Origin of the sequence: Pontibacter sp. HSC-14F20 (genome assembly GCF_019599265.1) — a bacterium.
Taxonomy (GTDB): domain Bacteria; phylum Bacteroidota; class Bacteroidia; order Cytophagales; family Hymenobacteraceae; genus Pontibacter.
In genome coordinates this window covers 45914-69700 of the sequence record NZ_JAHZTC010000022.1, presented here as the reverse complement: position 1 = coordinate 69700, position 23787 = coordinate 45914, and the positions used below count along the sequence as shown (strand labels likewise).

Below are 23787 nucleotides of genomic sequence, written 5' to 3'. Positions count from 1 at the left end.
GAATTGGACGTGGAAATAGTCAGACAGATCGTGCTGCTCTGCGGAGGGGACCCTGCCAAAATGGAAAAATTCGTCACTTGACAAGGTTTCGAACAGTAGTGGGTAGGGGCCCTCGATAAAGAAAAAAGTAAGCAAAAAGATCAAGACCCTCCAAATCAAGGGCCCCTACCCCCACTCGCTGAACGCTCTTGACAGGGGGACCCCTTCACCCCCAACAGTGGAGTGTCATTTAGGTGCGCCTGGCTGATGCTGTCTATTGCATTGCTTAAGGTGCAAGAATGTTTTGCTATACCTGCCAGTGGTATTTGCTACAATGCTATAGCTACAAACTAGCAGTTACAGAGATTTCCCTTTTGAGAGGGGCAGGGGGATGTTCATCGTGCACAACTCTATGTCCAGCTTTTGGAGGAGGTCTACACTACTGCGAATCTTCTGCCTGCAACTGCCTTTCGTAGAGAATTTTATATAAGCCCTGCTGCTGGATTAGCTCTTCATGGGTGCCATGCTGCACAATCTCCCCGTCATCGAGCACCAGAATCTTATCGGAGAGTTTTACCGACGATACCCGGTGTGAGATGATAATCGAGGTGCGGTTGGCCATGATGCGGCGCAGGCTATTCAGGATAGCGTTTTCAGTCTTCGTATCCACAGCCGAGAGCGAGTCGTCGAGGATGAGAATACTTGGTTCCCGCACAAGTGCCCTCGCAATAGAAACCCGCTGCTTTTGTCCGCCTGAAAGGGTAATACCGCGCTCGCCCAGTTTCGTATCGAACTGCTCGGGGAAGCGCATGATGTTCTCATATACGTCGGCGTCTTTGGCTGATTGCACCATCTGTTCCTCCGTAATGCTTGGCAAACCGAAACCGATGTTGTTGCGGATAGAGTCAGAGAAAAGGAAAACATCCTGGGGCACATACCCAATCTGGCTGCGAAGGTTCTCGATGTTATAATCTCGCACATCAACCCCATCTATCAAGATGCGGCCGCTGCTGGCATCGTACATACGTGGCAGGAGCGTGGCAATGGTGCTTTTGCCCGAGCCGGTGTTGCCGATGATCGCCAGTGTTTCGCCGTGGTTGATGCGGAAAGAAATGTTCTTCAGCGCATGGATGTTTGTGTCAGGGTATACGAAGTCCACGTTTTCGAACACAATGTCGCCTTCAATTGGCTTGCTGATGTTCTGGCGCGACACGATATCATTCTTCGTATTCAGAAACTCGTTGATGCGGGCCTGCGAAGCGGCGGCTCGCTGCACCAAGCTAGCCGTCCAGCCTAGTGAGGTAACCGGCCACGTGAGCATGTTCACGTAGATGATAAACTCGGCAATGTTGCCTGTGGTAATGCTGCCGTTCATCACTTCCTGACCGCCAATGTATACTGTAATAATCGTGCTCAGGCCTACCAGAAACAACACCAGCGGGAAAAAGAGCGAGTTAACAAAGTTCAGATCCAGCGATTTGTCCTTATAGATGTTGCTTGCTTTGGTGAAGTTGTTGTGCGAGTCATCCTCCCGCACAAAGGACTTGAGCACCCGTATACCTGAAAAAGCCTCCTGCACAAAAGTGGTTATACCTGACAGACTGCGCTGTATCTCGTCTGACTTGCGCTCGATGATGTTGTTGACGTAATAAATGCTGATAGCCAGGATAGGCAGCGGAATCAGGGTATAGAGCGTGAGCTTTACGTTTACTGACAGCATATAAGGTATCACCATCAGGAAAAGAATCACGAGGTTAATGCCGTACATAATGGCCGGACCAAGGTACATGCGCACGCGGCTCACATCTTCGGAGATGCGCGACATCAGGTCGCCGGTGTTGTTTTTGCGGTAAAAGCTGAGCGGCAGGCTTTGGTAGTGCTCGTAAATCTCATTTTTGAGGTCGTTCTCAATCAGGCGGCTCATCACGATAATGGTCTGGCGCACAAAAAACAGGAAAAGTCCCCGTAGCAAAGCCATCACCAGAATCACCACCCCGTATACGAGTATGCTGCTGGCGAAAGTGTCGTATACCGTTTCCTGCTGCTCCATACCTTCGTAGAGGTTGTGCAGGTTGATGCCCTCCTTAATCAGGTTAAAGGCGTGGCGCACCACCTGGGCGGGCAGAATCTGGAAAAAGTTAGATATAATGATGAATACCAGTCCCCAAAGCAGACGGTATTTATACTTTAGTAAATATTTATTGAGGTAACGGAGTGATTTCACAGCAAGAATATGAAGCTCAGAGGCTTTTACGTAGACTTATCAGGTTCAAATTGAATTAATCAAAAAAAGAATTAATTTTGCAGCACGAAAACGGGGTGTCTGTTGCCTCGCTTTTACAAAGATAGAATAACCCTTAATCAAAATCATAAATGGTCGAACTAAAAGAAGTTGAGCTGAAGAAAGATAAGTCGGTCTTCGGTCAGATATCAGAGTATAACCATGAGAAAGTTGTTTTCTGCCATGACCACGAGACTGGCCTGAAAGCAATCATTGGTATCCACAACACAGTACTTGGCCCGGCGCTGGGTGGTACACGTATGTGGTCGTATGCTTCTGAAGCTGAGGCATTAGATGATGTACTGCGTCTTTCGAGAGGTATGACTTACAAAGCTGCTATCTCAGGTCTAAACTTGGGTGGTGGTAAAGCCGTGATCATCGGCGACGCCAAAAAAGACAAGAGCGAGTCTCTGATGCGTCGGTATGGCCGTTTTGTGAAAAACCTGAACGGTGCTTACATCACTGCTGAGGACGTTGGAACAACGACCAAAGACATGGAGTACATCAAGATGGAGACAGACTACGTAGCCGGCCTGCCTGAGGCAATGGGCGGAAGCGGTGACCCATCTCCGGTAACTGCTTATGGTACCTACATGGGTATGAAGGCAGCTGCCAAAAAAGCTTATGGTTCTGATTCGCTTGAAGGCAAGAAAATTTCTGTTCAGGGTGTTGGTCACGTAGGTGGTTACCTGGTGGAGCTGCTGGCTAAAGAAAATGCCCAGATCTTTATCACAGATATTTACGAAGACCGTCTGCGCGACATCTCTTCCAAGTACAAAGCCAAAGTGGTAGGTATGGAAGAAATTTACGACCTGGACGTGGATATCTACTCTCCTTGTGCATTGGGTGGAACAGTGAACGACGACACCATCAACCGTCTGAAGTGCCGCGTGATTGCAGGATCGGCCAACAACCAGCTTCGCGAGGAGTCGGTGCATGGTCCGGAATTGGTGAAAAAAGGTATACTGTATGCGCCGGACTTCCTGATCAATGCAGGTGGTTTGATCAATGTATACTCTGAGCTGCAAGGCTACAACCGCGAGAGTGCTTATGCCCAGACAGAGCGCATCTACGGCTATACCCTCGACATCTTCGAACTGGCGGAGAAAGAAGGCATCCATACGCAACTGGCCGCTACTAAAATGGCTGAGCAGCGCATCAACAGCATTGGTAAAGTAAGGTCTACTTTCTAAGGCCTGCTTTCCTGATTATATTCAAAACAAAAGTGCTGCATTAATCTGTGGCACTTTTGTTTTACTACAGTCCATAATTATTAGCGCACAGGTCCGCCTTTGCGTATAAATTTACCAGCGGCAGCTATACCTGTCTGCAGCATTTGGTGCCACGGCACCGGCAATAGTAAAAACACATATCAACCAACACGTTCTTTAAAATACCATTATGCTCAACCGCAGAACACTTCGAATCAAGGCTATGCAAGCCATTTATGCCTACAAACAGGCCGAAGGTTCGGATTACCAGCTGGCCCTTGACCAGATAGCAGACGATTTCGCACCAGACCTGAACTCTATGGAAGTGCAGGACAGAAAGCTGCTTGAAGGCCGTAAACAAATTGCCCAGCTGCTCTTTAAAGAGTGGCACGAAACAGGCCAGTTCGAAACAGAAGAGACCGACAAGGAGATAATTGATGCGGTAAACAGAGCCATTGTGGCTTATAAGAACCTCACCAAAAAAGATTACAAGCAATACAGCAACCAGATGATGGGCGCTGTGGAGCGCATTTACGACCACTACCTGGGCACCCTGCAGATTCTGGAACTGATTAACGAGTTGGTAAAAGATGAGGAGGAGAAAAAAGAGAAACGTTTTACGGCCGCCACTGGCCCCGATGTAAAGCGCTTTCTGAACAACCGGGTTGCACAACGCATCCTCAACAACAAGTCATACCAGCAGCACATTATTCGTCGCAACATCAGTTGGGGATCCGATATCAGTGAGATTCGCCTTGCTTATAAGAATATACTGAAGCAGGATGAGGTGTTTTTGAACTACCTGGCATTGCCCGAGCCTACGCTTGAAGAGGACCTGGAAGTAGTGAAACATATTTTCAAAAACATTATTTTTAAAGAAAAAAACTTACAATCTTTGTTTGAAGAGCAGGATTTGAACTGGGTGGAGAACAAATCCATCGTGAAAAGCCTGGTCAACAAGACTGTCAAGATGTTTGGCGAAGAGACCGAAGAAGAGCCTGTATTACTGGACCTTTCGGCTAACTGGGAAGACGATAAAGCCTTCTTTGAGGAACTCTACCACCAGACACTGCAGGATGATGAGAAGTACGAGGCCATGATTGCCGCAAGCGTGAAAAACTGGGATGTGGAGCGTGTGGCCCTGCTTGACAAGATCATCCTGAAAATGGCGCTTTGCGAAATGCACATCTTCCGGAGCATACCCGTTAAAGTGACCATCAACGAATATATCGAGATTTCAAAGCTGTACAGCACGCCAAAAAGCAAGCAGTTTGTGAACGGTGTGTTGGATAAGATGGCACAGGAACTGACAACGAAAGGAGACATTCGCAAATCAGGCCGTGGTTTGATCGACAACAAATAAGGTATAGTCCGTCTTAAAGCCCTGATATACCGTAATAGGGGAAACGACATACCTAATATATAAGTATAGAGATAATCCTATGAGTAAAACGAGCAATATCCTGTTTTTCGTTTCCGGAGCCGCTGTAGGAGCTGCAGCAGGCATCCTGTTTGCACCAGAGAAGGGTAGAGAAACACGCAGTTGGCTGAGCTACCGCCTTGAGAAATACCGCGACACCCTGTCGGACCTGCTGGAAGAACTGGTGGAAGACCGTGACCGCGTAACTTCAAGCGCAAAGTCTGAGGGACAGCGTGTGATACAGGACGCAAAAGACAAAGCCGAAAAACTGCTGGGCGATGTCGATTCACTTATCAACGAGATTAACAGCAGGAAAGAAATATAAACATGAGAGAGATTACACTGATTCCCGGTGACGGGATTGGACCGGAGATTACAGAAGCTGTTAAAGCCGTTTTTAGCGCCGCTAACGTGCCTGTAACTTGGGAAGAGGAAAATGCAGGACAGACCACCTTCGACTCGATCGGTGAGCTGATTCCTTCTACGCTGATTGCCTCCCTAAAGAAGAACAAAGTGGCCTTAAAGGGCCCTATCACAACGCCGGTTGGCAAAGGTTTCAAGAGCATTAATGTGCAGCTGCGCCAGATGTTCGACTTGTACTCTAATGTACGCCCTGCCAAAACTACTCCTGGTGTTAATACCCGTTTCGAAAACGTAAATTTGGTACTGTTCCGCGAGAACACGGAGGGCTTATACTCCGGCCTGGAGATGTTTGACGAACGCCTGCAGATTTCTGATTCAGTGGCCCGCCTCACACGTGTAGGCTGCCGCAAGATCATTCGTGCTGCGTTTGAATACGCCAACAAGCACAACTGCAAGAAGGTAACGGCTGTTCATAAAGCTAACATCCTGAAAAGCGCCGGCGCCCTGTTCCTGAGTGAAGCCAGCGAGATCGCAAAAGAATACCCGCACATCCAGTACGACGACAAGATCATTGATAACATGTGCATGCAGCTGGTGATCAAGCCAGAGCAGTTCGACGTGATCGTGACCACTAACCTGTTCGGCGATATCCTGTCTGACCTGTGCGCAGGCCTGGTAGGCGGGCTGGGAGTAGTATCCGGTGCCAACATTGGCAACGACATGGCCATCTTCGAAGCCGTACACGGTTCTGCACCAGATATTGCAGGCCAAGGCAAGGCAAACCCAACTGCGCTGCTACGCTCCGCTATCATGATGCTGCACCACATCGATTTGAAAGATGAGGCAAACCGTATTGAGACTGCTTTGGACGCAACGCTTGCCAACAGAGAGCAGTGCACAGGCGACCTGGGCGGCAGTGCCAGTACCATGGAATTTGCGCAGCACATCATTTCGAAACTATAATTAAGCTAAAAGCTGTTAAACTGATATGAAAAAGAACTTCTTATTAGCCCTAGCGCTTGGTACTGCCATGACAGTGACCAGCTGCGACCAGAACAACACCACTGAATCGGAGGCAACTACTGCTGAAGCAACTGCAACTGTAGATCAGCCACAGGTGGTTGACAACCCGAACGTAGTGCCAACCGGCCAGACGACCAGCACTGATAACATGGCTGTGATGAGCTTCGCTTCAACCGAGTATGATTTTGGTACTATCAAAGAAGGTGATATAGTAGAGCATACCTTCAAATTCACGAACACAGGCAAGTCTCCTTTGGTAATCGAAAGCGCTTCTGCTTCTTGTGGCTGTACCGCCCCTGACTGGACGAAGACTCCTGTTGCTCCAGGAGAAGAAGGTGAAGTAAAAGTTCGTTTCGATAGCCGCAACAAGCCTGGCCAGCAGTCTCCGACTGTAACGGTTCGTGCTAATACGGAGCCTAACATTGTGCGTGTGTTCATGAAAGGCAACGTAACTTCATCAAGCATTCCAACTGCAGGTGCTGATGGCCCTGTGAGACTTAACTAAAAAATCACGCTCTAAAGAGCACAACCCTTTTTATGCAAACGATATTCCTCCAGGCCGCACCAGACGGTGGCATGCTGCCACAGCTCCTGATGTTCGGCGCCATTATCCTTGTTTTCTATTTTTTCATGATCCGGCCGCAGCAGAAAAAAGCGAAGGACCAGAAAAAATTTCGTGAAGAGCTGACCAAAGGTATGCAGGTCGTGACAATAGGCGGACTGCATGGTCGTTTAACAGCTGTGAACGATGACACCGTAGAGATAGAAGTAGACAAAGGCGTGCGCCTTGTGTTCGAGAAATCTGCTATCTCGCTGGAAGCTACTGCTAAAGTGAAATAAGGATAAGATACCTTGTCGTTTGAGAAAGCCCGAAATATCATTTTATGGTTTGTAAGGCCATTTAAGCCCCAAACAGAGCACTACTGGCGAATTGTAGTGCTCTGTTTTGTGGCGGCCTCTACTTTCTGGCTGCTCAATGCCCTCAATAAAAGCTACTCTACCCAAACCACTTATCCGGTGCGCTTTGTGTACAATGAACAGCGCCTGGTGCCGATCAGTCAGCTTCCGAAGGAAGTAGAGATCAATGTAACAGGTCGGGGGTGGAAACTCCTCCGCAAAGCCCTCAGGGTAGAAGTACAGCCCGCAGAAGTCTACATCCGTAGCCTTCCCCGCAACAATTTCCTGCTTGGTTCTGCCTTAAGGCCTGCCTTGGTGAACGCTATGGATGGTCTGCAGCTTAACTTCGTCGTAACCGACACCCTTTACTTTAACTTCAACGAGACGGTGACGCGCCGTATCCCACTGCAGCTCGATCCTGCTCAGAAAGTGACAGGCGAACGCCACGCCATGCTACGTCCTATCCAAATTGATCCGGACACAATTACTTTCCGTGGCCCATCCTCCATGGTAGATAGTTTGCCGAGCCCTTTCATGCTGCGCTTGCCGATCACCAACCTGACCGAATCTGCCAAGATTGTAGTGCCCATCGAGTATGATAACAAATCACTGGTAAAATCAGATATGACAGAGGCAACTGTTTCGGTGAGGATAAGGCCGCTGCAACAGCGGGAGCTCCAGGTGGCGCCTGAAATGGTGAATGTGCCGCTGAACACTGAAGTGACATTGCGCCCGCAGGTTGTGCTGATACGCTACCTTGCACTTGAAGATTCAGGGGCCGTTATCAATTCTGAGGCATTTAAAGCCATCGTTGACTTTTCCAGGTATAACCGCCTTGACTCTACTGTGGTGCCCGAACTTGTGCAGAAGCCTGCCGGTGCCCGTAACATCACGCTCTGGCCTGAGCGCATCAAAGCTGTTTTAGAAAAATAAGAGGATGCTCAAGATAGGTATAACCGGCGGAATAGGCGTAGGCAAAACAATTGTATGCCGCCTGTTTCAAGTGTTAGGTATACCTGTGTACGACGCCGATACCCGCGCCAAATGGGTGATGCAACATGACTCCGCGCTAAAGCAGGAATTGCAGACAGCCTTTGGGCAGGAAACATATACCTCGGAGGGACAGCTGGACCGTACTTATCTGGCATCAGTCGTCTTCAACAACCAAGAGCGTCTTGACAAACTAAACGCCTTGGTGCACCCGCATGTGGGGCTTGATTTTGAGCGCTGGGCCGCAGCCAATGCAACTGCTCCATATCTGATCAAAGAAGCCGCTCTGATGTTTGAGTCAGAATCGTGGCGACAGATGGACGAAATCATTGTCGTGACTGCTCCTTTAGATGTGCGCCTCAGTCGCCTGCTTAAACGCGATCCGCACCGAACGGAAGCTGATATACAAGCGATCATCAGCAAGCAGCTAAGCGAAGAAGAGAAAGTAGCCCGGGCACAGCACATTGTTTACAACGACGACCAGCAGCTGATCATACCGCAGGTGCTGGCTCTACATAAGCAATTCCTTTCCAGGTCAGGTATAGCTAAGTAGAATCTTTAAGTTAACCTCTATCCTACAGGTATAGCATACCTATACCTGGCCTCACGTCCATAGTATACCTGCGCTCATACCGTAGCATAATCAAGCTTAAGGTCGATTTATACTTAAGTAACGCCTCTTCCAATAGATTCATACCTTATGCGGTGTGTAAAAGAATTGGTATCATGAAGGCGAAGATTTTCCCTGCTAATTCATTCTTTTTAAAGGAATGAGAAAAGCCTGTTTTAAAATGAAATGACTTAAGCTAATCGGCGGATAAAAATGAGAGATTTAAAGTTAAGTAACCTGCTGTAGTGCCCACCTGAGAGGAGAAATGAGAAGCGTATAGGCTACAAGATATTATATTTGGAATCAGGCCGTTATAAAGTAGACAGATGAAAGGACGACACGCTAAAACACAGGAATTCAGAAAAGTATGGACATAAAAAAAGGACAACTTTTAAGTTGTCCTTTTGTGGGGCGTACTGGATTCGAACCAGTGACCCCCTGCTTGTAAGGCAGGTGCTCTGAACCAGCTGAGCTAACACCCCGTTTTTTTGTTTTGGAGACCTTTTGTCCCCGTTTGATGATGCAAATATGGGGTGTTTTTTTGGAACTGCAAAACATCTGATAAAAAAATATTAAAAATTTTTTTCGTACCGTATCGCCTATTGTGCACGTGTGAATACTGCAGTACCTTTAGCTTTTGTAAGATGCTTAAAATCTGAACTTTCTCTTGGGACGAAATCGTGTTGTGAAAAAAGTGCTATTCTATGTCGCTCTGGCAGCAGTGGCGATCACTGGCATTTCAGCGGGTCTAGTGTATGCGTATCAAGATAAAATAATTGGCCTTTTTGTGGCCGAAGCCAACAAGCACATCACTACGAAGGTAGATGTTGGCAAAATCTCCCTTTCCCTCTTCGATAAATTTCCGCAGGTAGCCGTGGCGCTTGAGCAGGTAAACGTGCACGAAGGTATAGCCGAAAGCGATTCGTCGCTGGCACGGGCCGAGAAGCTCTATTTCACATTCAGCGTGTTCGATATTATCCGGGGAAGGTATGACGTGAAGCAGCTATACCTGGAGAACGGCTCCATACACGTGCGCGTGCTCAAAAATGGACAGGTCAACTACCACATCATCGCAACTGATTCCAGCAGCTCGTCCGGCGATTTTGCCTTCAATCTGGAAAAGATCAACCTGAGCCGGGTCGCTTTACGCTATACTGATCTTCACCTGAACCACTACATCGAGGCGAATGCGCAGCAACTGGATGCCGCCATGGCGATCACGAAAGAAAAGATAGCCCTCGAAACGAAAGGAAACGCCACCATCAGCACCATCCGGATAGGGGAGAGTGAATACTTTAGAGGTAAAGCTATCGCGCTGCACACGGCGCTGACGATAGACCGCGCAGCCCATACCATTGCTTTGCAACCCTCTATTGTGCAGGTAGAAGGTGCAGGATATGAAGTAGGCGGAAAGATTGCTTATAGCGGCACAACAGAACTGGAATTACAGTTGCAGGGCAAAAACACGAATATCCAGTCGTTGCTTTCGCTGCTGCCTCAACAGATCACGCGTGAGTACAGCCAGTACCGTAGTGAGGGCGATGTCTTCTTTAAAGGCACTGTAAAAGGCAAGGCATCCGGCAAGCATAACCCGGAGGTGGCCTTTGAGTTTGGCGCCCGCAACGCATCTTTCTTTCACCCTGACACGAAGCAGAAAATCGAAGGACTGCACCTGGACGGATACTTTACAAACGGCGCCAGTAAAAGTTCTGAGACATCGTTGCTGGAGCTGAAAAACCTGAAAGGTGTGCTGAATAAGCGCCCTTTTGAGGGGAACCTGACTTACCGCAATTTTAGTAACCCCTACCTGGCCTTCAGTGCCAAAGGTATGCTGGATGTAGGCTATGTGGTAAGCCTGCTGCAGATCGATGAAGTGAAAAGCGGAAGTGGCCTGGCAGATGTACGTATTGCCTTTGCAGGCAACCTGAAAGAGTTCAAGGCCCGGCCCGGCAACAGCACACTTAACACCAGCGGTGATATTACGCTGCACAACGTAATGTTGAACCTCAAAGAGATGCCCATGCCACTGAATGGTTTGAACGGTAACTTCATTTTCAAGAAGAATGATGTGGCGGTGTCGGATTTCAAGGGCCAACTTGGAGACTCGGACTTCGTGCTGAACGGGATGTTTCGCAACGTAATGGCCTGGCTGCTGCTCGACAGGCAGCGTCTGCTCGTGGAGGCAGACTTCAGTAGCCAATACCTGAACTTTGATCAGTTGCTGAGCGAAGAACTGAACACCCCTGCCGACGCCAGACAGACCGGCAGTGCTGCTTATAAGTTTAACATTTCACCCGATATTGCCTTTGACCTGAGTGCCACTATCCGGCAAGCTAAGTTCAGGCGTTTCAGGGCAGAGCACATCAAAGGAGAAGTGAAGTTGCGTAACCAGATCGTGTCAACGCCCAACATCTCTTTCAACGCCATTGGGGGCAACTTTGCCGTGCGCGGCAATCTGGACGCCCGAAACCGCGATCACATTAAAGTGAGCACTGCTACTAAGCTGGGCAATATGAGCGTCGACAGCCTGTTCTATGTTTTTGAGAACTTCGGACAAAACTTTATCTCCGATAAGCAGCTGCGGGGCAAGCTTACAGCCAACATTGTATCGGATGTATACTTTGACAGCCAGCTTAACACGAAGACAGACCTGATGCAGGCAGAGATTGCAGCCACAGTGCGCGACGGTCAGCTTATTAACTTTGCTCCGATGCAAAAGATGTCGGCTTTCGTGAAACGGTCAGAACTGGCCAACATGAAGTTTGCAGAGCTAAGCAATAACTTCTGGATACAGCAACGCACCATCTTCATTCCGGAAATGGACATCCGCTCTAACCTGTCGGCTATACCTTCGGTGTCTATCTCAGGCACCCATACCTTCGACCAGGACATGGACTATCGTATCAAACTGCCTCTTTCTAAAAACAGCCGCCCTGACCGCGACAGCGTTTATGGTGTGGTAGCTGAAGATACAGATGCGGGGAGTAGTTCGCTTTTCCTGACCCTGCGCGGCAAAGAGAGCGACTTTAAACTGGCGTATGATAATGAGCGCGTGCGTGAGAAAATCAAGACAGACCTGAAGCAGGAAGGGCAGGAGCTAAAAGAGCTACTTCGCGGCAAAAAACCTGCGAAGCAGGAAAAGAAAGTGGAGCTGCAGGAAGGCGAATATTTTGACTTTGATTAGATCCGTGAAAAGGCCTATACCTTGTCAGTATTAATGCGGATATGTTACAGCTGCCAGGTATAAGTGGGGTGTTACAGCAATGATGGCGGTTGTATTGTAAAAATCATATTCTACTTACATCCTCTGTTAATAGTCGTTCACCTTGCAATAACGGGAGTTTGTTAAAAAAATGCTGTTTATTGTATAACCTGAGTGGCAATTGGTCGTTAGATAAAACAAAATTACAATAATTATTTTTTGTTGTTTTTTAGAATTGGTTATAAAATACTGTGGGACTTCTCGATAAGGTCCAATCTTGTTAAGGGAGACACTACAGTTTGAAAATATAAGGGTGAAAAAAAAGCCGGAGTTTCTCCGGCTTTTTTATTTATACCTAGTCCACAGAGGACTTATATAAAGCTACAGCAGTTGGCTGAGCGCAATTTCAAAAGAAGTTTTGGCGATCTCTGTTTTTGCCTGGTTCTTCGTGTGGGTTTTATCCAAGGCCTCACGGATGACACGGGAAATGTCGTGGAAAATGGCATCGTCCGTAATCTCCACCTCATTCTCCATCAGGTAGGCAAACACGCGGGCCATACCACAGTTGGCAATAAAGTCAGGTATAACGGATATGTTCTGATCGGCAAACTCACCGGTAGGGCCAAAGAATATCTCCGGATCCTGGAACGGCACATTGGCGCCACAGGAGATTACCTCCAGACCGCTGGCAATCATTTGCTCGAGTTGTCCGCGTGTAACCAGGCGCGACGCGGCGGCAGGTATAAATATTTCAGCAGGGAGCGACCAGATGCGGTTGTTCATCTCTTCGAATGGGATAAGGTTCTCTGCATAGAGTGTGTTGCCTTGTCGGCCCAGGTATAGCTCACGGATCTCATCAAAGGAGAAGCCTTCTTCCCTGATCAAGCCGCCCGTCCGGTCGATAATGCCAACAATTTTAATGCCCTTGCCAGCCAGGTAGAAGGCAGCAGCAGCGCCTACATTACCCCAGCCTTGTATGACAGCGCGCTTGCCCTCGAATGAGCCACCCCAAATCGTATAGTAATGGCATACAGCTTCGGCCACTCCATAACCTGTTATCATGTCGGCTATTGTATACTTGCGGGTTGTCGCTGGGGAATAAGCCGGATCCTCAATCACTTTAATCACACCTTGGCGCAGCTGGCCTACTTTGTTGATCTTCTGAGGCTCAGTGGCGTTAAAATGGCCATTTACAACCCCTTCCTGCGGGTGCCACAGGCCGTAGCCTTCTGTAATCGGAATTACCTCGTGTATCTCGTCCACGTTGAGGTCGCCGCCGGTACCGTAGTAGCTCTTCAGCAGAGGAATAACCGCCTTATACCAACGCTCCAGCACACCACGCTTTCGTGGGTCAGCCGGGTCAAAGTTTATACCTGATTTGGCGCCACCAATGGCCGGTCCGGACACGGTGAACTTCACTTCCATGGTTTTAGCCAATGACTCTACCTCACGCTTGTCCAGGCCTTTGCGCATGCGGGTGCCACCACCGGCCGCGCCACCGCGCAGCGAGTTGATCACCACCCAGCCTTCGGCCTCGGTTTCAGCGTCTTTCCACTCAAATACTATCTCAGGACGTTTATTCTCAAATTTTTCGAGAAGCTCTTTCATGGGTTTTTTGCAGTTAAGGGTTTACAGACCGCAAAGGTACAAAAATACCCTGGAGCGTATAGGCCTGCCAAATCCTAAAACTCTGGAAGGGTATGGATTGTACTGTGCTGGGAATGCAAGTTATGACACCGGATTTTTGGTGTAAGGCTTGCATGTTGGACATTTCGCGGAGAGAGACAATGAAGGAAGGGGCATATAGTAATCTATTAACATTAAGTATTTTATATATCCAATTTTAATTTTTATACGTACATCTACTCAATTCAGCATTAAGGATGTGTCTGAAACGGAGTGTGTTGTGTTATGGAGGCCTTCAGAAGAAAATTTTAAAAATCCTTTGAAGCTACTTCAGCCAAATGTCGCTGTTGCCGTATATATCTTAATATGAATTGTATTGTTTAAATGTATGTAGAAACTGTTAGGTATAATTATTAATTATGAAAAGTTTGTTATCTAGAATTGAATCTAAGAAAATAGATAAGGCAGCCGCCATGCTGAAAGTGTTGGCGCATCCAAAAAGACTGGCGATAGTGGACTTGCTCGGCAAGGAAGATAAAATGACGGTTACGGAAATTTATAAGTACCTGGACCTGCCACAGGCTATTGCTTCGCAGCACCTGATCACGCTGAAAGATAAAGGTGTGCTTTCTTCTTTTAAGGTAGGCACCAAAATTTATTACTCTCTTGCCATACCAAAGCTAATCGACGTGATTGATTGTCTGGAAGAATGTTGCATTGATATTTAGCGATATGCCCCGGTGCTGTAGCACCTAATATTGCACCTATAGAAAAGCCAAAGGTCTCCGTGCCCTTCTTAATAAGAAGCTGACGGGGACCTTTGGCTTTTTATATACTAAATAAAACAGGCGGTTTACGAATTAAAGCGGTAAAGCAATTACCTGTATGGTGAGTTTACAATAGAATGTTGCTGCCTGTTTCTTTCTGCTTTTTTGTTTTCGCTCCCTTTTTGTCAGGTGCAGCCACAGACTTTTCCTTCTTCATTGCCTTTTCAACCTCACGTTTCAATATCTCGTGGCCTTCATGAGTAGTGGCAGCCGAAAGCGCCACCGCATCCGTACGGCGCACGACACGAGAGGAAGTAGCCGCCACATGAGGCTTTGAAGTGGCAACCCACCTCGCATCTGCATCTGCGTAAGCATCCGCTGGTTTGTCGGCTACCATCCTGTAGTCTGACTTCCGTATTGGAGCAATGCCATCATTGGCAATGTCGCGCTCTGTTAGCATAAATGAGTGGCTGGTACAGGAGCCGAGAAGTAGAACAACAGATATAAAGGAAAAAAAAGTAGAGATGGTTTTCATTTTTACTGCACTAAGGGTGATAAAGTAGATTTTTGCTTGCTGTTGTTCTCGTAGCTTGGACCGGTTTTTTTTCAGTTAAAGTAAATATCTTATTCGAATATTTATATGTGCAAAGATATGTATAAATATTTATATACTGCAAACTTTTTTGAATTTAAAAAGGGGTGGCATTAGTCAAATAAAGAGATAAAATGCATAATGGCTTAGTGAGCTAAATTAAAAGAGGATATGTAATAATATGCTGTATTTCAAAATAAAGTATTGCAAAAAAGAAATTACTACAAAGTACGAAGCCGTTTCTACCTATTTTAAAAGAACTTCACCTGAAGCTTCACCAGCTATAATGATTTATTATAAACAACCTTGATTATGGAGAAGGGTTAAATAAAAAGGGGCTGTCCAAAAAGGGCAGCCCCTTTCTGTTTATGGTGCTTTTCGTTATTTTAGTGGTATGAAAAGGCGTAACGTTGTTTTCAAGGAGCAGTTGGGCCACCAGGTGGTCCTCTTCCCTCAGAGCATCGGAGACCGGATCCCGGAAGCACACCCGGTGCGGCTTGTGGCCCGGGTAGTCGACGAGCTCAACCTGGACCGCATCATGACCACCTATAAAGGCGGGGGCACCAGCAGCTACCATCCCCGCATGCTGCTCAAGGTGCTCTTCTATGCCTACCTGAACAACATCTACTCCTGTCGCCGCATCGCTAAAGCACTCTGAGGTAGATCATCCACCTGTTGGAAGAGAACATCCACTTCATGTGGCTCTCGGGCCGCAGCACGCCGGATTTCCGCACCATCAACGACTTTCGCTCCCGCCGCCTCCAAAACCAGATCCAGGATTTGTTTGCCGAGGTGGTGCGCCTGATGCACCGGTTGGAGTACGTGAGCCTGCAGACCCAGTATGTGGACGGCACCAAGATAGAGTCGGCCGCTAACCGCTACACCTTTGTGTGGCGCGGCGCGGTGGAGAAGAACAAACAGAAGCTGGAGACAAAGATAAAGAGCGTGCTCTCGGATATAAAGCAGGCCATCAAAGAGGACCGCAAGGCCCCGGCAGAGCAGCTGCCCGGCAAGGTGGACGCCCACAGGCTCCGGGAGGAGCTCCAACAGCTCAACGAGCGGGTGGCTGAACTGGGCAAGAAAGAACAAAAACAGGTCAAAAAGCTCGCCGAGGAGCACCTGCCGCGGCTGGAAAAATACGAGCAGCAGCTGGAAAAGCTGGGTGAGCGCAACAGCTACAGCAAAACAGACGAGGAGGCTACCTTCATGCGCATGAAGGAGGACCACATGAAGAACGGGCAGTTGAAGCCCGCCTACAACATCCAGATCAGCACCGAAGGCCAGCTGATCACCAATTTCTCCCTGTACCAGCGCCCGGGCGACACGTCCACGCTGCTCCCCCACCTACAGCAGTTCCAGGCACACTACCAGACACAGTCCCCGGTTGTTGTGGCCGACGCCGGCTACGGCTCAGAGCAGAACTACGCCTGGCTCGAGGAGCACCAGGTAGCAGCCTACGTCAAGTACAACTACTTCCACTCTGAGCAGAAGCGCAGGTTCAAGCGCGACATCTTCCATGCCCAGCACCTGTACTACAACCAGCAGCAGGACTTCTTTGTCTGCCCCATGGGCCAGCGGCTGGAGAAGGTGGGAGAGCACAAGCGCACTTCTGAACTCGGGTATATTTCCACCATCTCCCGTTATCAGGCCCGCCGGTGCCAGGGCTGCCCGCTGCGGGGGCAGTGCTTCAAGGGGAGGGGCAACAGAGTGATCGAGGTCAACCACCGGCTCCAGCGCCTGAAGGCCCGGGCCCGGGAGCGGCTCTTGAGTGAGGAAGGGGTGCGCCACCGCAGGCCCAGGCCCATCGAGCCCGAGGCCGTCTTCGGCCAGGTGAAGAGCAACAACCGCTTCACCCGCTTTCGCTTGAGAACGCTGGCCAAAGCAGAGGTGGACTTTGGCCTGGCCGCCATGGCCCATAACCTGCGCAAGCTGGCCAGCAAAGGGGTAAAAGCCTTCGAAGAGGCCCTGGAGAGGGCCGCTGCCGGCCTGTTGCGACCACACGAGCAGTCAGGTGGGGCCGCAGACGGGTTGCTGGCTCATCTTTTCGCCTTTTTCAACCCCAGAGCAGCCGTTTTCCAGCTGGCAGCCTGAAAAACAACAATATCCGGATAAACGCAAAGAGGCTGCCCTTTCTGGACAGCCTCTTTTTATTTAACCCTCTGATTAGACCTGTAGAAAGTATGTAGGTGTATGCAATCCCGGTATATGGATTGGCCCCACACATATATAAGTAAGGGCAGAACAATTAAAGAGAGTTTGTTAAATGTTAATGCTGCCTCCAAGTTAAAATGAATCAGGTGCATAATAGCACGGGTCATACCACATCCGTAGCACGTTGTATCTGCCAGCAGTACGCTCAAGCATACCGACTGTCCCTCATCAAAAAAAGTGGTAGGCAGAAACAATAGTGCCAAAGGGAGTATAGCCAAAGATAACACTTTGGCTATACTCCAATATTCTTTAGAGATCAGTTGCTGTTTATAACTTTTCTGAATAATCGCCATTGGCTGGTTTCAGATCACCAGTTATAATCCTGATTAAGTCTATTAGAGCCCATATACCGCAACCGCCTAGTGTTAGGAGTTGAATTATGCCAATAGTTGTATAGCCCAAATAAAAGCGGTGGATACCAAGTGCTCCTACAAAAATGGCTAGTAATAGCGCTACAAGTTGGCTTTTCCCGGATGTGCCACCCTCATCTTGCTTAGTTGCTTTTTTTATTTCCTTTTTTGCTTCTTTGATAGCCAGCTTCACTTCTTTTTTAGTGAATGAGCGCTCAGTAGCTATAACAGGAGCTTCTATTGCTGCAGTTCTTGGAGTGACTACAGCAGGCGTAGTCGTTATAGAAGCTGTCGCAGTCAAATCAGATTTAGTACTTGTAGAAGCTTTCGCAGGGATTGACTCAGCAGTTATGATAGTTTCTTGCTGAACTGACGCTGTAGCGGTATTTTCAGTTGGGATCTGTTTATAGCTGCTAGCTACAGGCGTTGTTGTAAAATAGTATGGCTGCTTGGAGCAAGCGCTGAAAAGGATAAGCGCAATCAGACTTAGTAGAGATAGATGTTTTTTCATGTAAAAGTTTGTTCTATTAAAAAGATCGAAAAATTAATTGTGTGATAAGCTTACATATTGGTTTAAGCATCTTGAGCTACTTAAGCCAATATGTAAATATATATATTATTTTATATTTATAAATAAAAAAAAGCCGGCGCAACTCCAGGAGTGGTCGGAAGATGAAATCTTCCGGCCATTTTTGATTTAGGGGCTATTTTTTCACTTCTCTGACCTCTCTGCTTCTTTTGTTTGTTGTCTTTATAGGCTAACTGATCAAGATGATGCGCCTATTCAAAGACCACCGGATGAGTGTGAGCCAGTTGCTGGCCCTTATCCCCGAGCAATACCTGGAGCAACTCGCTCTTCAAAGCCGGGTAGACCGCTATGCCAAGGTACTCCATGGGCGCAAGATGTTCTACCTGCTGCTCTAGGGGATGCTGGAAAACGAGCGGCTCAGTCAGCGGAGCCTGGAAGACACCTTCCATGACCCGCTCTTCAAGCAGCTCTTTCACCTGGAGGCTGGGGAAAGCGTCCGACGGAGCTCTATATCAGAGCGTCTATCTCAAATAGATGCCCACTACTTCAGCCAGATCTATGAATGCATCTATGAGCAGTATGCCCGCCTGTATTCAGCGCGTGAGCGGCAAAAGCACCTGTTGATCCGGGTCGACAGCACCTTGGTCAGTGATACAGCCGGCAAGCTGCAAAGCAGCATCGGGCATACAAGCGGCAAGAAGGCAGTCAAATACACCATGGCCTTCGATGGGGTGCTGCCCTGCAGCGCCCAGGCTTTCAGCGGGCGTAGCTATAACAGCGAAGCGGTCGCCCTGCCCCACCTGGTCTGGCAGCATGTCCGGCAGGAGGCGGGCCATCAGAACCTGTATGTGCTGGTCAGAACCTGTATGTGCTGGACCGGGGCCTGCAATCGGGCAAAAGCCTGGAGGCCTTTGCCGCGCAGCAGGTGCCCTTTGTCTGCCGGCTGAAGGAAAAGCGCAAGTATGAGCTCAGGTCCAACCTGCTTGGGGAAGACCAGCAGACAGATCTGGGAGAAGGAGTGCTGCTGAGCGATGAGCTGGTCAGGCTTTAGTGCGGGGAGCGCATCCAAAACAAGAAAGGCAATGTCCACTACCGGGAAAGCCTGCTGGAGCAGGATTTGCGCCTGCTCATCGTGGAAAGCAAGCAAGACCCGGGGCAGCGCTACTGGCTGTTGACCAATGCCCTGCAGCTGTCCGCACAAGAGGTAGCCAAGGCTTACCGGCAAAGGTGGGACATGGAAGTCTTCTTTCGCTTCCTCAAGCAGGAGCTGCACCTGAGCCATTTAGTTTCGCTCAACCAGAACGGCATCCAGGTGATGCTTTACATGACCCTGATTGTGGCCATGCTGCTGCTTATCTACAAACACGCCAACGCCATCGGCTATAAAACAGCCAAACGCCGGTTTGCCATGGAAGTCAGAAACCTGGCCATAGCCATCATCGTGGCAGCGTGCGGGGGGACCTGGACAAACTCTTCAAAACATAAAAAAGTGGTCGGAATTTCTTCCGACCACTCCTGCGCAACACCGACTTTCTTTATTTTTAATGGTGATTAATATTAACTAAGCCTCGCCTCCTGCTTTTCCAGGTCAAATAAATCGTTGAGCAGGTCGATGAGTGTCTCGGCTTCGCCACGTTTGCAGGCTGCTTTCAGTTGCAGCACAGGCAGCTTAATTACTTTTTGCATCATCGACTTGGTAATATTGTCAACCAGCTTGGCTTCTTTCGGGCCGAGCTTTTTCATGTAGCGGGCCATCTCTTCCTGGCGGATCGTTTCCAGGGCATTTTTAAGCTTGTTGATGGTAGGCGATACCATCATTTCTTTAGACCAGTCGTTGAACTGCTCCATCGACTCTTCGATAACAGCGCGTACCTTTGGCACGGAGTTGATGCGCTGCTGGAGTGCGGCAGACGCCTTGTTCTGTATGGTGTCGATGTTGTAAACCAGTACGCCAGGCACGGCTTCTGCTTCGGCCTCAACGCTGCGCGGCACCGAAAGGTCTATGAAAAACTTGAACGTGAGCACGTTCAGGCGCTGGATCATTTCTTTGGTAAAGAACGGCGTTTCGCGAGCCACTGATGAGATGATCACATCAGCCTCTTTCAAACCCTGCACGATATCCTGAAACGGAAGTACGGTCATGCCACACTCGTCAGCCAGGATCTGCGCCTTGGCCATCGTGCGGTTTGTGATCGTGACGTCTTGGTAGCCCTTGTCTTTGAGGTGACGGCATACATCAGCGCCAATCTCACCCACACCTACCACCAGAATTTTGGGCTCAGCCACCACATCGGCAGTCAGCTCCTCAATCAATTCAATGGCAGCATAAGAGGTAGAGGCGGCACCGTCGCGGAAGGCAGTTTCCTGCACAACGCGTTTGTTGGTGAAGAAGATGGTATGCATCAGGCGGTGCAGAAACGGACCGGCAGTTTCGTTGTCGGCTGCCCACTGGTACGACTGCTTCACCTGGTTGGTGATCTGCATGTCGCCCACCACCTGCGACTCCAGACCCATACTTACCTCAAATAAATGCTGTACAGCATCGTTGTGTTCGTTGAGGATGGTAAAATAGTCGAGGTATTGGGTAATGTTGTTGATGCCCTTGGTAATGCCGAGCAGCTTTACGATTTCGGTACTATAGTCCACATCGGAGTTATAATAAACTTCGGTGCGGTTGCAGGTAGAGAGCACCAATATGTCAGAAGCCTGAATAAAGCTCTTCAGCGTCTGAATGAATTGCCTGCACGAGTTCTCATCTAAGGCAATCAGTTCCCTGATATCCAGCGGAGCTTTCTTGTACGACAGGCTGATTGCTTTAAAGTTCTGAAGCATAACTTACGTTCGGAATACTAAAGTGCAAAATTACTGCTTTGCTTATTAAAAAGAAACTTACTTGCCCTTATTAATTAATTTATACTAATTTCAGATAATTTTCGCGCTTACCGCATGATCCCCATTTACGCCCAGAAAAACAGAATAAAGTTTCTTGTCGTTATTGTCGCGCTCATTATTGGAGCCGTTACTATTACGTACACTAACGTATTAGTGAGCAAACTGTCTGAGAGAGAGCAGGAATTGGTGCAGCTTTATGCCAAGGGCCTGCGCTACATGATCAACGCGCCCAGCGATGACAACATCGTTTTTATTGAAGAAGAGATTCTTTCTTCTAACCATACCATACCTGTTATTCTGACAGACGAGTACGAAAACATTCTCGATTTCAAGAACATTAATCTGCCTGAAAACATTTCGGAGGAACGGAAGAATGAGCTGTTGCAGCGCGAGATTGCCCGCATGAAGGCGCAGCACGCTCCGATTATTGTGCCTTGGGCGGAGGGCTCCGAGAACTATGTGTTCTACAAAGACTCGGATCTGCTTTCGCAGCTGCGCTACTACCCATACGTGCAGCTCATGGTTATTTTTTGCTTTGCCCTGATGGCGTATTTCGCTTTCAGTTACTCCCGAAAGGCCGAGCAAAACAGGGTATGGGTGGGTCTGGCCAAAGAAACAGCGCACCAACTGGGCACACCGCTTTCTTCTTTGATGGCTTGGTACGAGTACATGAAGTCGAGCCCGAAGTTCGAGAATGAGCCCATCACGGCAGAACTCTGGAAGGATATTCGCCGACTGGAGATCATCACGGAGCGTTTTTCCAACATAGGATCGGTGCCGCTGCTGCGTGACGAGAACATACTGCAGGTGACCGAGAACGCCATCAATTACCTGCAAAACCGGATTTCGAGTAAAGTGGATTTCAGTGTTGCCACTAATTTTGCGCCTGAAATAACAGCCAAAGTTAACGTGCCGCTCTTTGACTGGGTGATCGAAAATATCTGCAAAAATGCGGTAGATGCGATGGAAGGGCGCGGCAGCATCAGGCTACAGCTCTCGCTGCTGGGCAAAAGTCAGATTGCACTCGACATCAGCGATACAGGCAAAGGTATACCGAAGAGCAAGATGGACTCGGTTTTTCTGCCGGGCTTCACCACCAAAAAGAGAGGCTGGGGACTAGGGCTGGCACTGGCCAAGCGCATCATCGACAACTACCACGAAGGTCGTCTCTACGTCAGGTCTTCCGAAGTCGGCAAAGGCACCACCTTCCGGATTGTGCTGAACAGGTGATTTTAAGTTTGAGAGTTGAGGAGTAGGTTGAAAAACAGCAATGTGGGGCCGTTAAACCATAATCTCGTCGACAGGTATAGCAGTAGGGACAGGTCGCGACCTGTCCGCTTTTTTACAGGTATGGCCCGCATCACAGGTATAATTTTTTAATTAAATAGAGTAACCATCAGAGACAAGCCTTTTCAGGAAGCAATGGTAGCAGTAGTCAGGTATAGCGATAGGTATAAGTCGGAATGGGATGCTTTTGTGCAGGCCTCTAAAAACGGCACGTTCCTGTTTCTGCGCGACTATGTGGAGTACCATGCCGACCGCTTCGAAGACCACTCGTTGTTGTTCTACCACAAAGGCAAGTTGGTGGCGGTTCTGCCGGCTAATGCTTCAAACGATGAGCTGCACTCGCACGCAGGGCTAAGCTATGGAGGGATAGCAAGCAGCAAGAAAATGAAAAGCCCCCTGATGCTGCAGGTGGTTGAGGCGCTTATCAGGTATAGCCGTGAGCAGCATTTCAAGGCACTTTTTTACAAAGCCATACCGCACACCTACCACCAACTACCAGCCGAGGAAGACCTTTATGCCTTGTTCAGGTATGGGGCCACGTTATACCGCCGGGATGTGAATTCCGTGATTGACCTGGGGCAGCCTGTCAGGTATAGCAAAGACCGCCGTTGGCGCTTGTCGCAGGGCAGGCAGCAGGAGTGGCAGGTGCAGCGATCAGAAGATTATGCCGGTTTTATGCAGCTTGTAGCGACAAAGCTTGAAAGCAGGCACAAGCTGCAGCCGGTGCATACAGCAGAGGAAGTTGGGAGGTTGGCGAAGTTATTCCCCGAGAACATTAGCCTTTATACAATTATCCAGGAGGGTGAGCTGCTGACGGGCGCCCTGGTTTACGAAACTGCTACTGCTGCTCACTGTCAGTATATCGCCGCAAACAAAAGGGCACAGGAAGAAGGCGCAGCTTATGTGCTTGTCGAACACCTGATACGCGAGGTATACCTACACAAAAAATACTTCAGCTTCGGCATTTCCACAGAGCAGCAGGGGTTATACCTGAACGAGGGCCTGGTAAAGTATAAGGAGAGCTACGGTGCTCGCACTGTAGTGCACGACTTTTACAGGCTAGACTTTTAACTTCCGGTAAGAAGGGCACGTTCGTAAATCTACTCCAAATCAAGTTGCCGGCCTTCGGCTTGGGCTTGTTCATCCAGCTGCGTACCAACCGCTATACCTATGCCTATCCCAATCGGCAAGCCCAGTCCAATAAAGGCAAAATTCTTCAGCGCTATGGAGAACACAACGCCGAAAGGAATCCCTAATGCTGACATGCCAAGTGCCAGCCATAGTTTCTGATAGTGCTTTTGAGGCACCAGTTTTAACTGCTTTTCCACCAGCTTGAGAATGGAGCTTCGGGTTTCCTTCAGTCGGGTAGCGTACAGAGGCGCTGGAATGTCCGGGCTGTTGAGTGGCTCAATTTGCTGCGTTATAGTAGCGGCTATACTTTCCGGAATGGCTTTGCTGTTTAGTGCATCGATCAACTGTTGCATGCGGCCAAACTCTTCTGCCATTTTCTCGGACTGTGCTATACCTTCTCTTTTCTGCAGTTTTGGAATCATCGTC

Annotated in this window: 23 protein-coding genes, 1 tRNA gene and 1 pseudogene; 16 read left to right on the top strand and 9 right to left on the bottom strand. The window is 48.7% G+C overall.

The window, feature by feature from the left end:
* Nucleotides 1-418: 418 nt before the first annotated feature.
* The gene (locus K3G39_RS17925) at nt 419-2203 is read right to left on the bottom strand and encodes an ABC transporter ATP-binding protein (RefSeq protein WP_220627546.1); all 1785 of its coding nucleotides are present in this window, start codon (nt 2201-2203) and stop codon (nt 419-421) included.
* A gap of 149 nt (nt 2204-2352) precedes the next feature.
* On the opposite strand from K3G39_RS17925, the gene K3G39_RS17920 reads away from it, so the two are divergent.
* The 8 genes from K3G39_RS17920 (at nt 2353) to coaE (ending at nt 8717) form a co-directional block, all read left to right on the top strand.
* A complete protein-coding gene (locus K3G39_RS17920) occupies nt 2353-3453 on the top strand; it encodes a Glu/Leu/Phe/Val dehydrogenase (protein ID WP_220627545.1) in 1101 nt (366 codons plus the stop codon).
* A gap of 208 nt (nt 3454-3661) precedes the next feature.
* On the top strand, nt 3662-4834 hold the full coding sequence (nusB, locus tag K3G39_RS17915; protein ID WP_220627544.1) for a transcription antitermination factor NusB: 1173 nt from the start codon (nt 3662-3664) through the stop codon (nt 4832-4834).
* A gap of 79 nt (nt 4835-4913) precedes the next feature.
* Nucleotides 4914-5216 carry a YtxH domain-containing protein gene (locus K3G39_RS17910; RefSeq protein ID WP_220627543.1) on the top strand — a complete coding sequence of 101 codons (303 nt, stop codon included), beginning with the start codon at nt 4914-4916 and terminating at the stop codon, nt 5214-5216.
* Between the two features lie 2 nt (nt 5217-5218).
* Nucleotides 5219-6217, top strand: a complete 999-nt coding sequence (locus K3G39_RS17905; RefSeq protein ID WP_220627542.1) for an isocitrate/isopropylmalate dehydrogenase family protein — start codon at nt 5219-5221, stop codon at nt 6215-6217.
* A gap of 25 nt (nt 6218-6242) precedes the next feature.
* Nucleotides 6243-6782 (top strand): DUF1573 domain-containing protein, encoded by a 540-nt coding sequence (locus K3G39_RS17900; RefSeq protein WP_220627541.1) that lies wholly within the window; start codon nt 6243-6245, stop codon nt 6780-6782.
* A 32-nt stretch (nt 6783-6814) separates the two neighbouring features.
* Nucleotides 6815-7117 (top strand): preprotein translocase subunit YajC, encoded by a 303-nt coding sequence (yajC, locus tag K3G39_RS17895; protein ID WP_007655023.1) that lies wholly within the window; start codon nt 6815-6817, stop codon nt 7115-7117.
* 12 nt (nt 7118-7129) lie between these two features.
* Nucleotides 7130-8107 carry a hypothetical protein gene (locus K3G39_RS17890; protein WP_220627540.1) on the top strand — a complete coding sequence of 326 codons (978 nt, stop codon included), beginning with the start codon at nt 7130-7132 and terminating at the stop codon, nt 8105-8107.
* 4 nt (nt 8108-8111) lie between these two features.
* A complete protein-coding gene (gene coaE, locus K3G39_RS17885; protein ID WP_220627539.1) occupies nt 8112-8717 on the top strand; it encodes a dephospho-CoA kinase in 606 nt (201 codons plus the stop codon).
* Between the two features lie 464 nt (nt 8718-9181).
* Here the strand turns inward: coaE and K3G39_RS17880 are convergent.
* Nucleotides 9182-9256, bottom strand: a tRNA-Val gene (locus K3G39_RS17880).
* 203 nt (nt 9257-9459) lie between these two features.
* On the opposite strand from K3G39_RS17880, the gene K3G39_RS17875 reads away from it, so the two are divergent.
* The gene (locus K3G39_RS17875) at nt 9460-11958 is read left to right on the top strand and encodes an AsmA-like C-terminal region-containing protein (protein WP_220627538.1); all 2499 of its coding nucleotides are present in this window, start codon (nt 9460-9462) and stop codon (nt 11956-11958) included.
* A gap of 399 nt (nt 11959-12357) precedes the next feature.
* On the opposite strand, the gene K3G39_RS17870 is transcribed toward K3G39_RS17875, so the two are convergent.
* Nucleotides 12358-13584 (bottom strand): Glu/Leu/Phe/Val dehydrogenase dimerization domain-containing protein, encoded by a 1227-nt coding sequence (locus K3G39_RS17870; RefSeq protein WP_220627537.1) that lies wholly within the window; start codon nt 13582-13584, stop codon nt 12358-12360.
* 437 nt (nt 13585-14021) lie between these two features.
* Here K3G39_RS17870 and K3G39_RS17865 point away from each other — a divergent pair, with 437 nt between their 5' ends.
* Nucleotides 14022-14330: a helix-turn-helix transcriptional regulator gene (locus tag K3G39_RS17865; protein ID WP_076421268.1), complete on the top strand. Its 309-nt coding sequence runs from the start codon at nt 14022-14024 to the stop codon at nt 14328-14330.
* A 166-nt stretch (nt 14331-14496) separates the two neighbouring features.
* Here the strand turns inward: K3G39_RS17865 and K3G39_RS17860 are convergent, their stop codons facing one another.
* A complete protein-coding gene (locus K3G39_RS17860) occupies nt 14497-14904 on the bottom strand; it encodes a hypothetical protein (protein ID WP_220627536.1) in 408 nt (135 codons plus the stop codon).
* A 451-nt stretch (nt 14905-15355) separates the two neighbouring features.
* Here K3G39_RS17860 and K3G39_RS17850 point away from each other — a divergent pair.
* Nucleotides 15356-16902 (top strand): annotated as a pseudogene (locus K3G39_RS17850) (IS1182 family transposase); the annotation flags it as partial.
* A 206-nt stretch (nt 16903-17108) separates the two neighbouring features.
* Here K3G39_RS17850 and K3G39_RS21225 read toward each other — a convergent pair.
* Together K3G39_RS21225 and K3G39_RS17840 are read right to left on the bottom strand one after the other, a co-directional pair.
* A complete protein-coding gene (locus K3G39_RS21225) occupies nt 17109-17465 on the bottom strand; it encodes a DUF2752 domain-containing protein (protein ID WP_220627533.1) in 357 nt (118 codons plus the stop codon).
* On the bottom strand, nt 17440-18033 hold the full coding sequence (locus K3G39_RS17840; RefSeq protein WP_220627532.1) for a TM2 domain-containing protein: 594 nt from the start codon (nt 18031-18033) through the stop codon (nt 17440-17442). The genes K3G39_RS21225 and K3G39_RS17840 overlap by 26 nt, the downstream gene beginning before the upstream one ends.
* Nucleotides 18034-18293: 260 nt before the next feature.
* Here K3G39_RS17840 and K3G39_RS21020 point away from each other — a divergent pair, with 260 nt between their 5' ends.
* On the top strand, nt 18294-18446 hold the full coding sequence (locus K3G39_RS21020; protein WP_255594470.1) for a hypothetical protein: 153 nt from the start codon (nt 18294-18296) through the stop codon (nt 18444-18446).
* Nucleotides 18447-18644: 198 nt separating this feature from the next.
* Here K3G39_RS21020 and K3G39_RS21015 read toward each other — a convergent pair whose 3' ends face one another.
* Nucleotides 18645-18887 carry a hypothetical protein gene (locus tag K3G39_RS21015; protein ID WP_255594469.1) on the bottom strand — a complete coding sequence of 81 codons (243 nt, stop codon included), beginning with the start codon at nt 18885-18887 and terminating at the stop codon, nt 18645-18647.
* 32 nt (nt 18888-18919) lie between these two features.
* Between K3G39_RS21015 and K3G39_RS21010 the strand changes: the two genes are divergently transcribed.
* Complete coding sequence (locus K3G39_RS21010; RefSeq protein WP_255594468.1) at nt 18920-19102, top strand: hypothetical protein; 183 nt, start codon at nt 18920-18922, stop codon at nt 19100-19102.
* A gap of 66 nt (nt 19103-19168) precedes the next feature.
* Nucleotides 19169-19606: a transposase gene (locus K3G39_RS21005; protein ID WP_255594467.1), complete on the top strand. Its 438-nt coding sequence runs from the start codon at nt 19169-19171 to the stop codon at nt 19604-19606.
* Between the two features lie 2 nt (nt 19607-19608).
* On the opposite strand, the gene hemA is transcribed toward K3G39_RS21005, so the two are convergent.
* Complete coding sequence (gene hemA / locus K3G39_RS17830; protein WP_220627531.1) at nt 19609-20883, bottom strand: glutamyl-tRNA reductase; 1275 nt, start codon at nt 20881-20883, stop codon at nt 19609-19611.
* 114 nt (nt 20884-20997) lie between these two features.
* Between hemA and K3G39_RS17825 the strand changes: the two genes are divergently transcribed.
* Both K3G39_RS17825 and K3G39_RS17820 read left to right on the top strand, forming a co-directional pair.
* A complete protein-coding gene (locus K3G39_RS17825; protein ID WP_220627530.1) occupies nt 20998-22173 on the top strand; it encodes an ATP-binding protein in 1176 nt (391 codons plus the stop codon).
* Between the two features lie 192 nt (nt 22174-22365).
* The gene (locus K3G39_RS17820) at nt 22366-23301 is read left to right on the top strand and encodes a GNAT family N-acetyltransferase (RefSeq protein WP_220627529.1); all 936 of its coding nucleotides are present in this window, start codon (nt 22366-22368) and stop codon (nt 23299-23301) included.
* Between the two features lie 29 nt (nt 23302-23330).
* Here K3G39_RS17820 and K3G39_RS17815 read toward each other — a convergent pair whose 3' ends face one another.
* Nucleotides 23331-23783, bottom strand: coding sequence for a hypothetical protein (locus K3G39_RS17815; protein WP_220627528.1), 453 nt, complete (start codon nt 23781-23783; stop codon nt 23331-23333).
* Nucleotides 23784-23787: the final 4 nt, after the last annotated feature.

Coding starts and splice junctions, on each gene's coding strand:
- K3G39_RS17865 (WP_076421268.1), top strand. CDS start 14,022: ATGAAAAGTTTGTTATCTAGAATTGAATCTAAGAAAATAGATAAGGCA.
- K3G39_RS21015 (WP_255594469.1), bottom strand. CDS start 18,887: ATGGCCCGCCTCCTGCCGGACATGCTGCCAGACCAGGTGGGGCAGGGC.
- K3G39_RS17820 (WP_220627529.1), top strand. CDS start 22,366: ATGGTAGCAGTAGTCAGGTATAGCGATAGGTATAAGTCGGAATGGGAT.
- K3G39_RS17840 (WP_220627532.1), bottom strand. CDS start 18,033: ATGAAAAAACATCTATCTCTACTAAGTCTGATTGCGCTTATCCTTTTC.
- K3G39_RS17815 (WP_220627528.1), bottom strand. CDS start 23,783: ATGATTCCAAAACTGCAGAAAAGAGAAGGTATAGCACAGTCCGAGAAA.
- K3G39_RS17860 (WP_220627536.1), bottom strand. CDS start 14,904: ATGAAAACCATCTCTACTTTTTTTTCCTTTATATCTGTTGTTCTACTT.
- coaE (WP_220627539.1), top strand. CDS start 8,112: ATGCTCAAGATAGGTATAACCGGCGGAATAGGCGTAGGCAAAACAATT.
- K3G39_RS17870 (WP_220627537.1), bottom strand. CDS start 13,584: ATGAAAGAGCTTCTCGAAAAATTTGAGAATAAACGTCCTGAGATAGTA.
- K3G39_RS21225 (WP_220627533.1), bottom strand. CDS start 17,465: ATGGCGATTATTCAGAAAAGTTATAAACAGCAACTGATCTCTAAAGAA.
- yajC (WP_007655023.1), top strand. CDS start 6,815: ATGCAAACGATATTCCTCCAGGCCGCACCAGACGGTGGCATGCTGCCA.
- K3G39_RS17900 (WP_220627541.1), top strand. CDS start 6,243: ATGAAAAAGAACTTCTTATTAGCCCTAGCGCTTGGTACTGCCATGACA.
- hemA (WP_220627531.1), bottom strand. CDS start 20,883: ATGCTTCAGAACTTTAAAGCAATCAGCCTGTCGTACAAGAAAGCTCCG.
- K3G39_RS17825 (WP_220627530.1), top strand. CDS start 20,998: ATGATCCCCATTTACGCCCAGAAAAACAGAATAAAGTTTCTTGTCGTT.
- K3G39_RS21020 (WP_255594470.1), top strand. CDS start 18,294: ATGATGCGCCTATTCAAAGACCACCGGATGAGTGTGAGCCAGTTGCTG.
- K3G39_RS17920 (WP_220627545.1), top strand. CDS start 2,353: ATGGTCGAACTAAAAGAAGTTGAGCTGAAGAAAGATAAGTCGGTCTTC.
- K3G39_RS17910 (WP_220627543.1), top strand. CDS start 4,914: ATGAGTAAAACGAGCAATATCCTGTTTTTCGTTTCCGGAGCCGCTGTA.
- nusB (WP_220627544.1), top strand. CDS start 3,662: ATGCTCAACCGCAGAACACTTCGAATCAAGGCTATGCAAGCCATTTAT.
- K3G39_RS17905 (WP_220627542.1), top strand. CDS start 5,219: ATGAGAGAGATTACACTGATTCCCGGTGACGGGATTGGACCGGAGATT.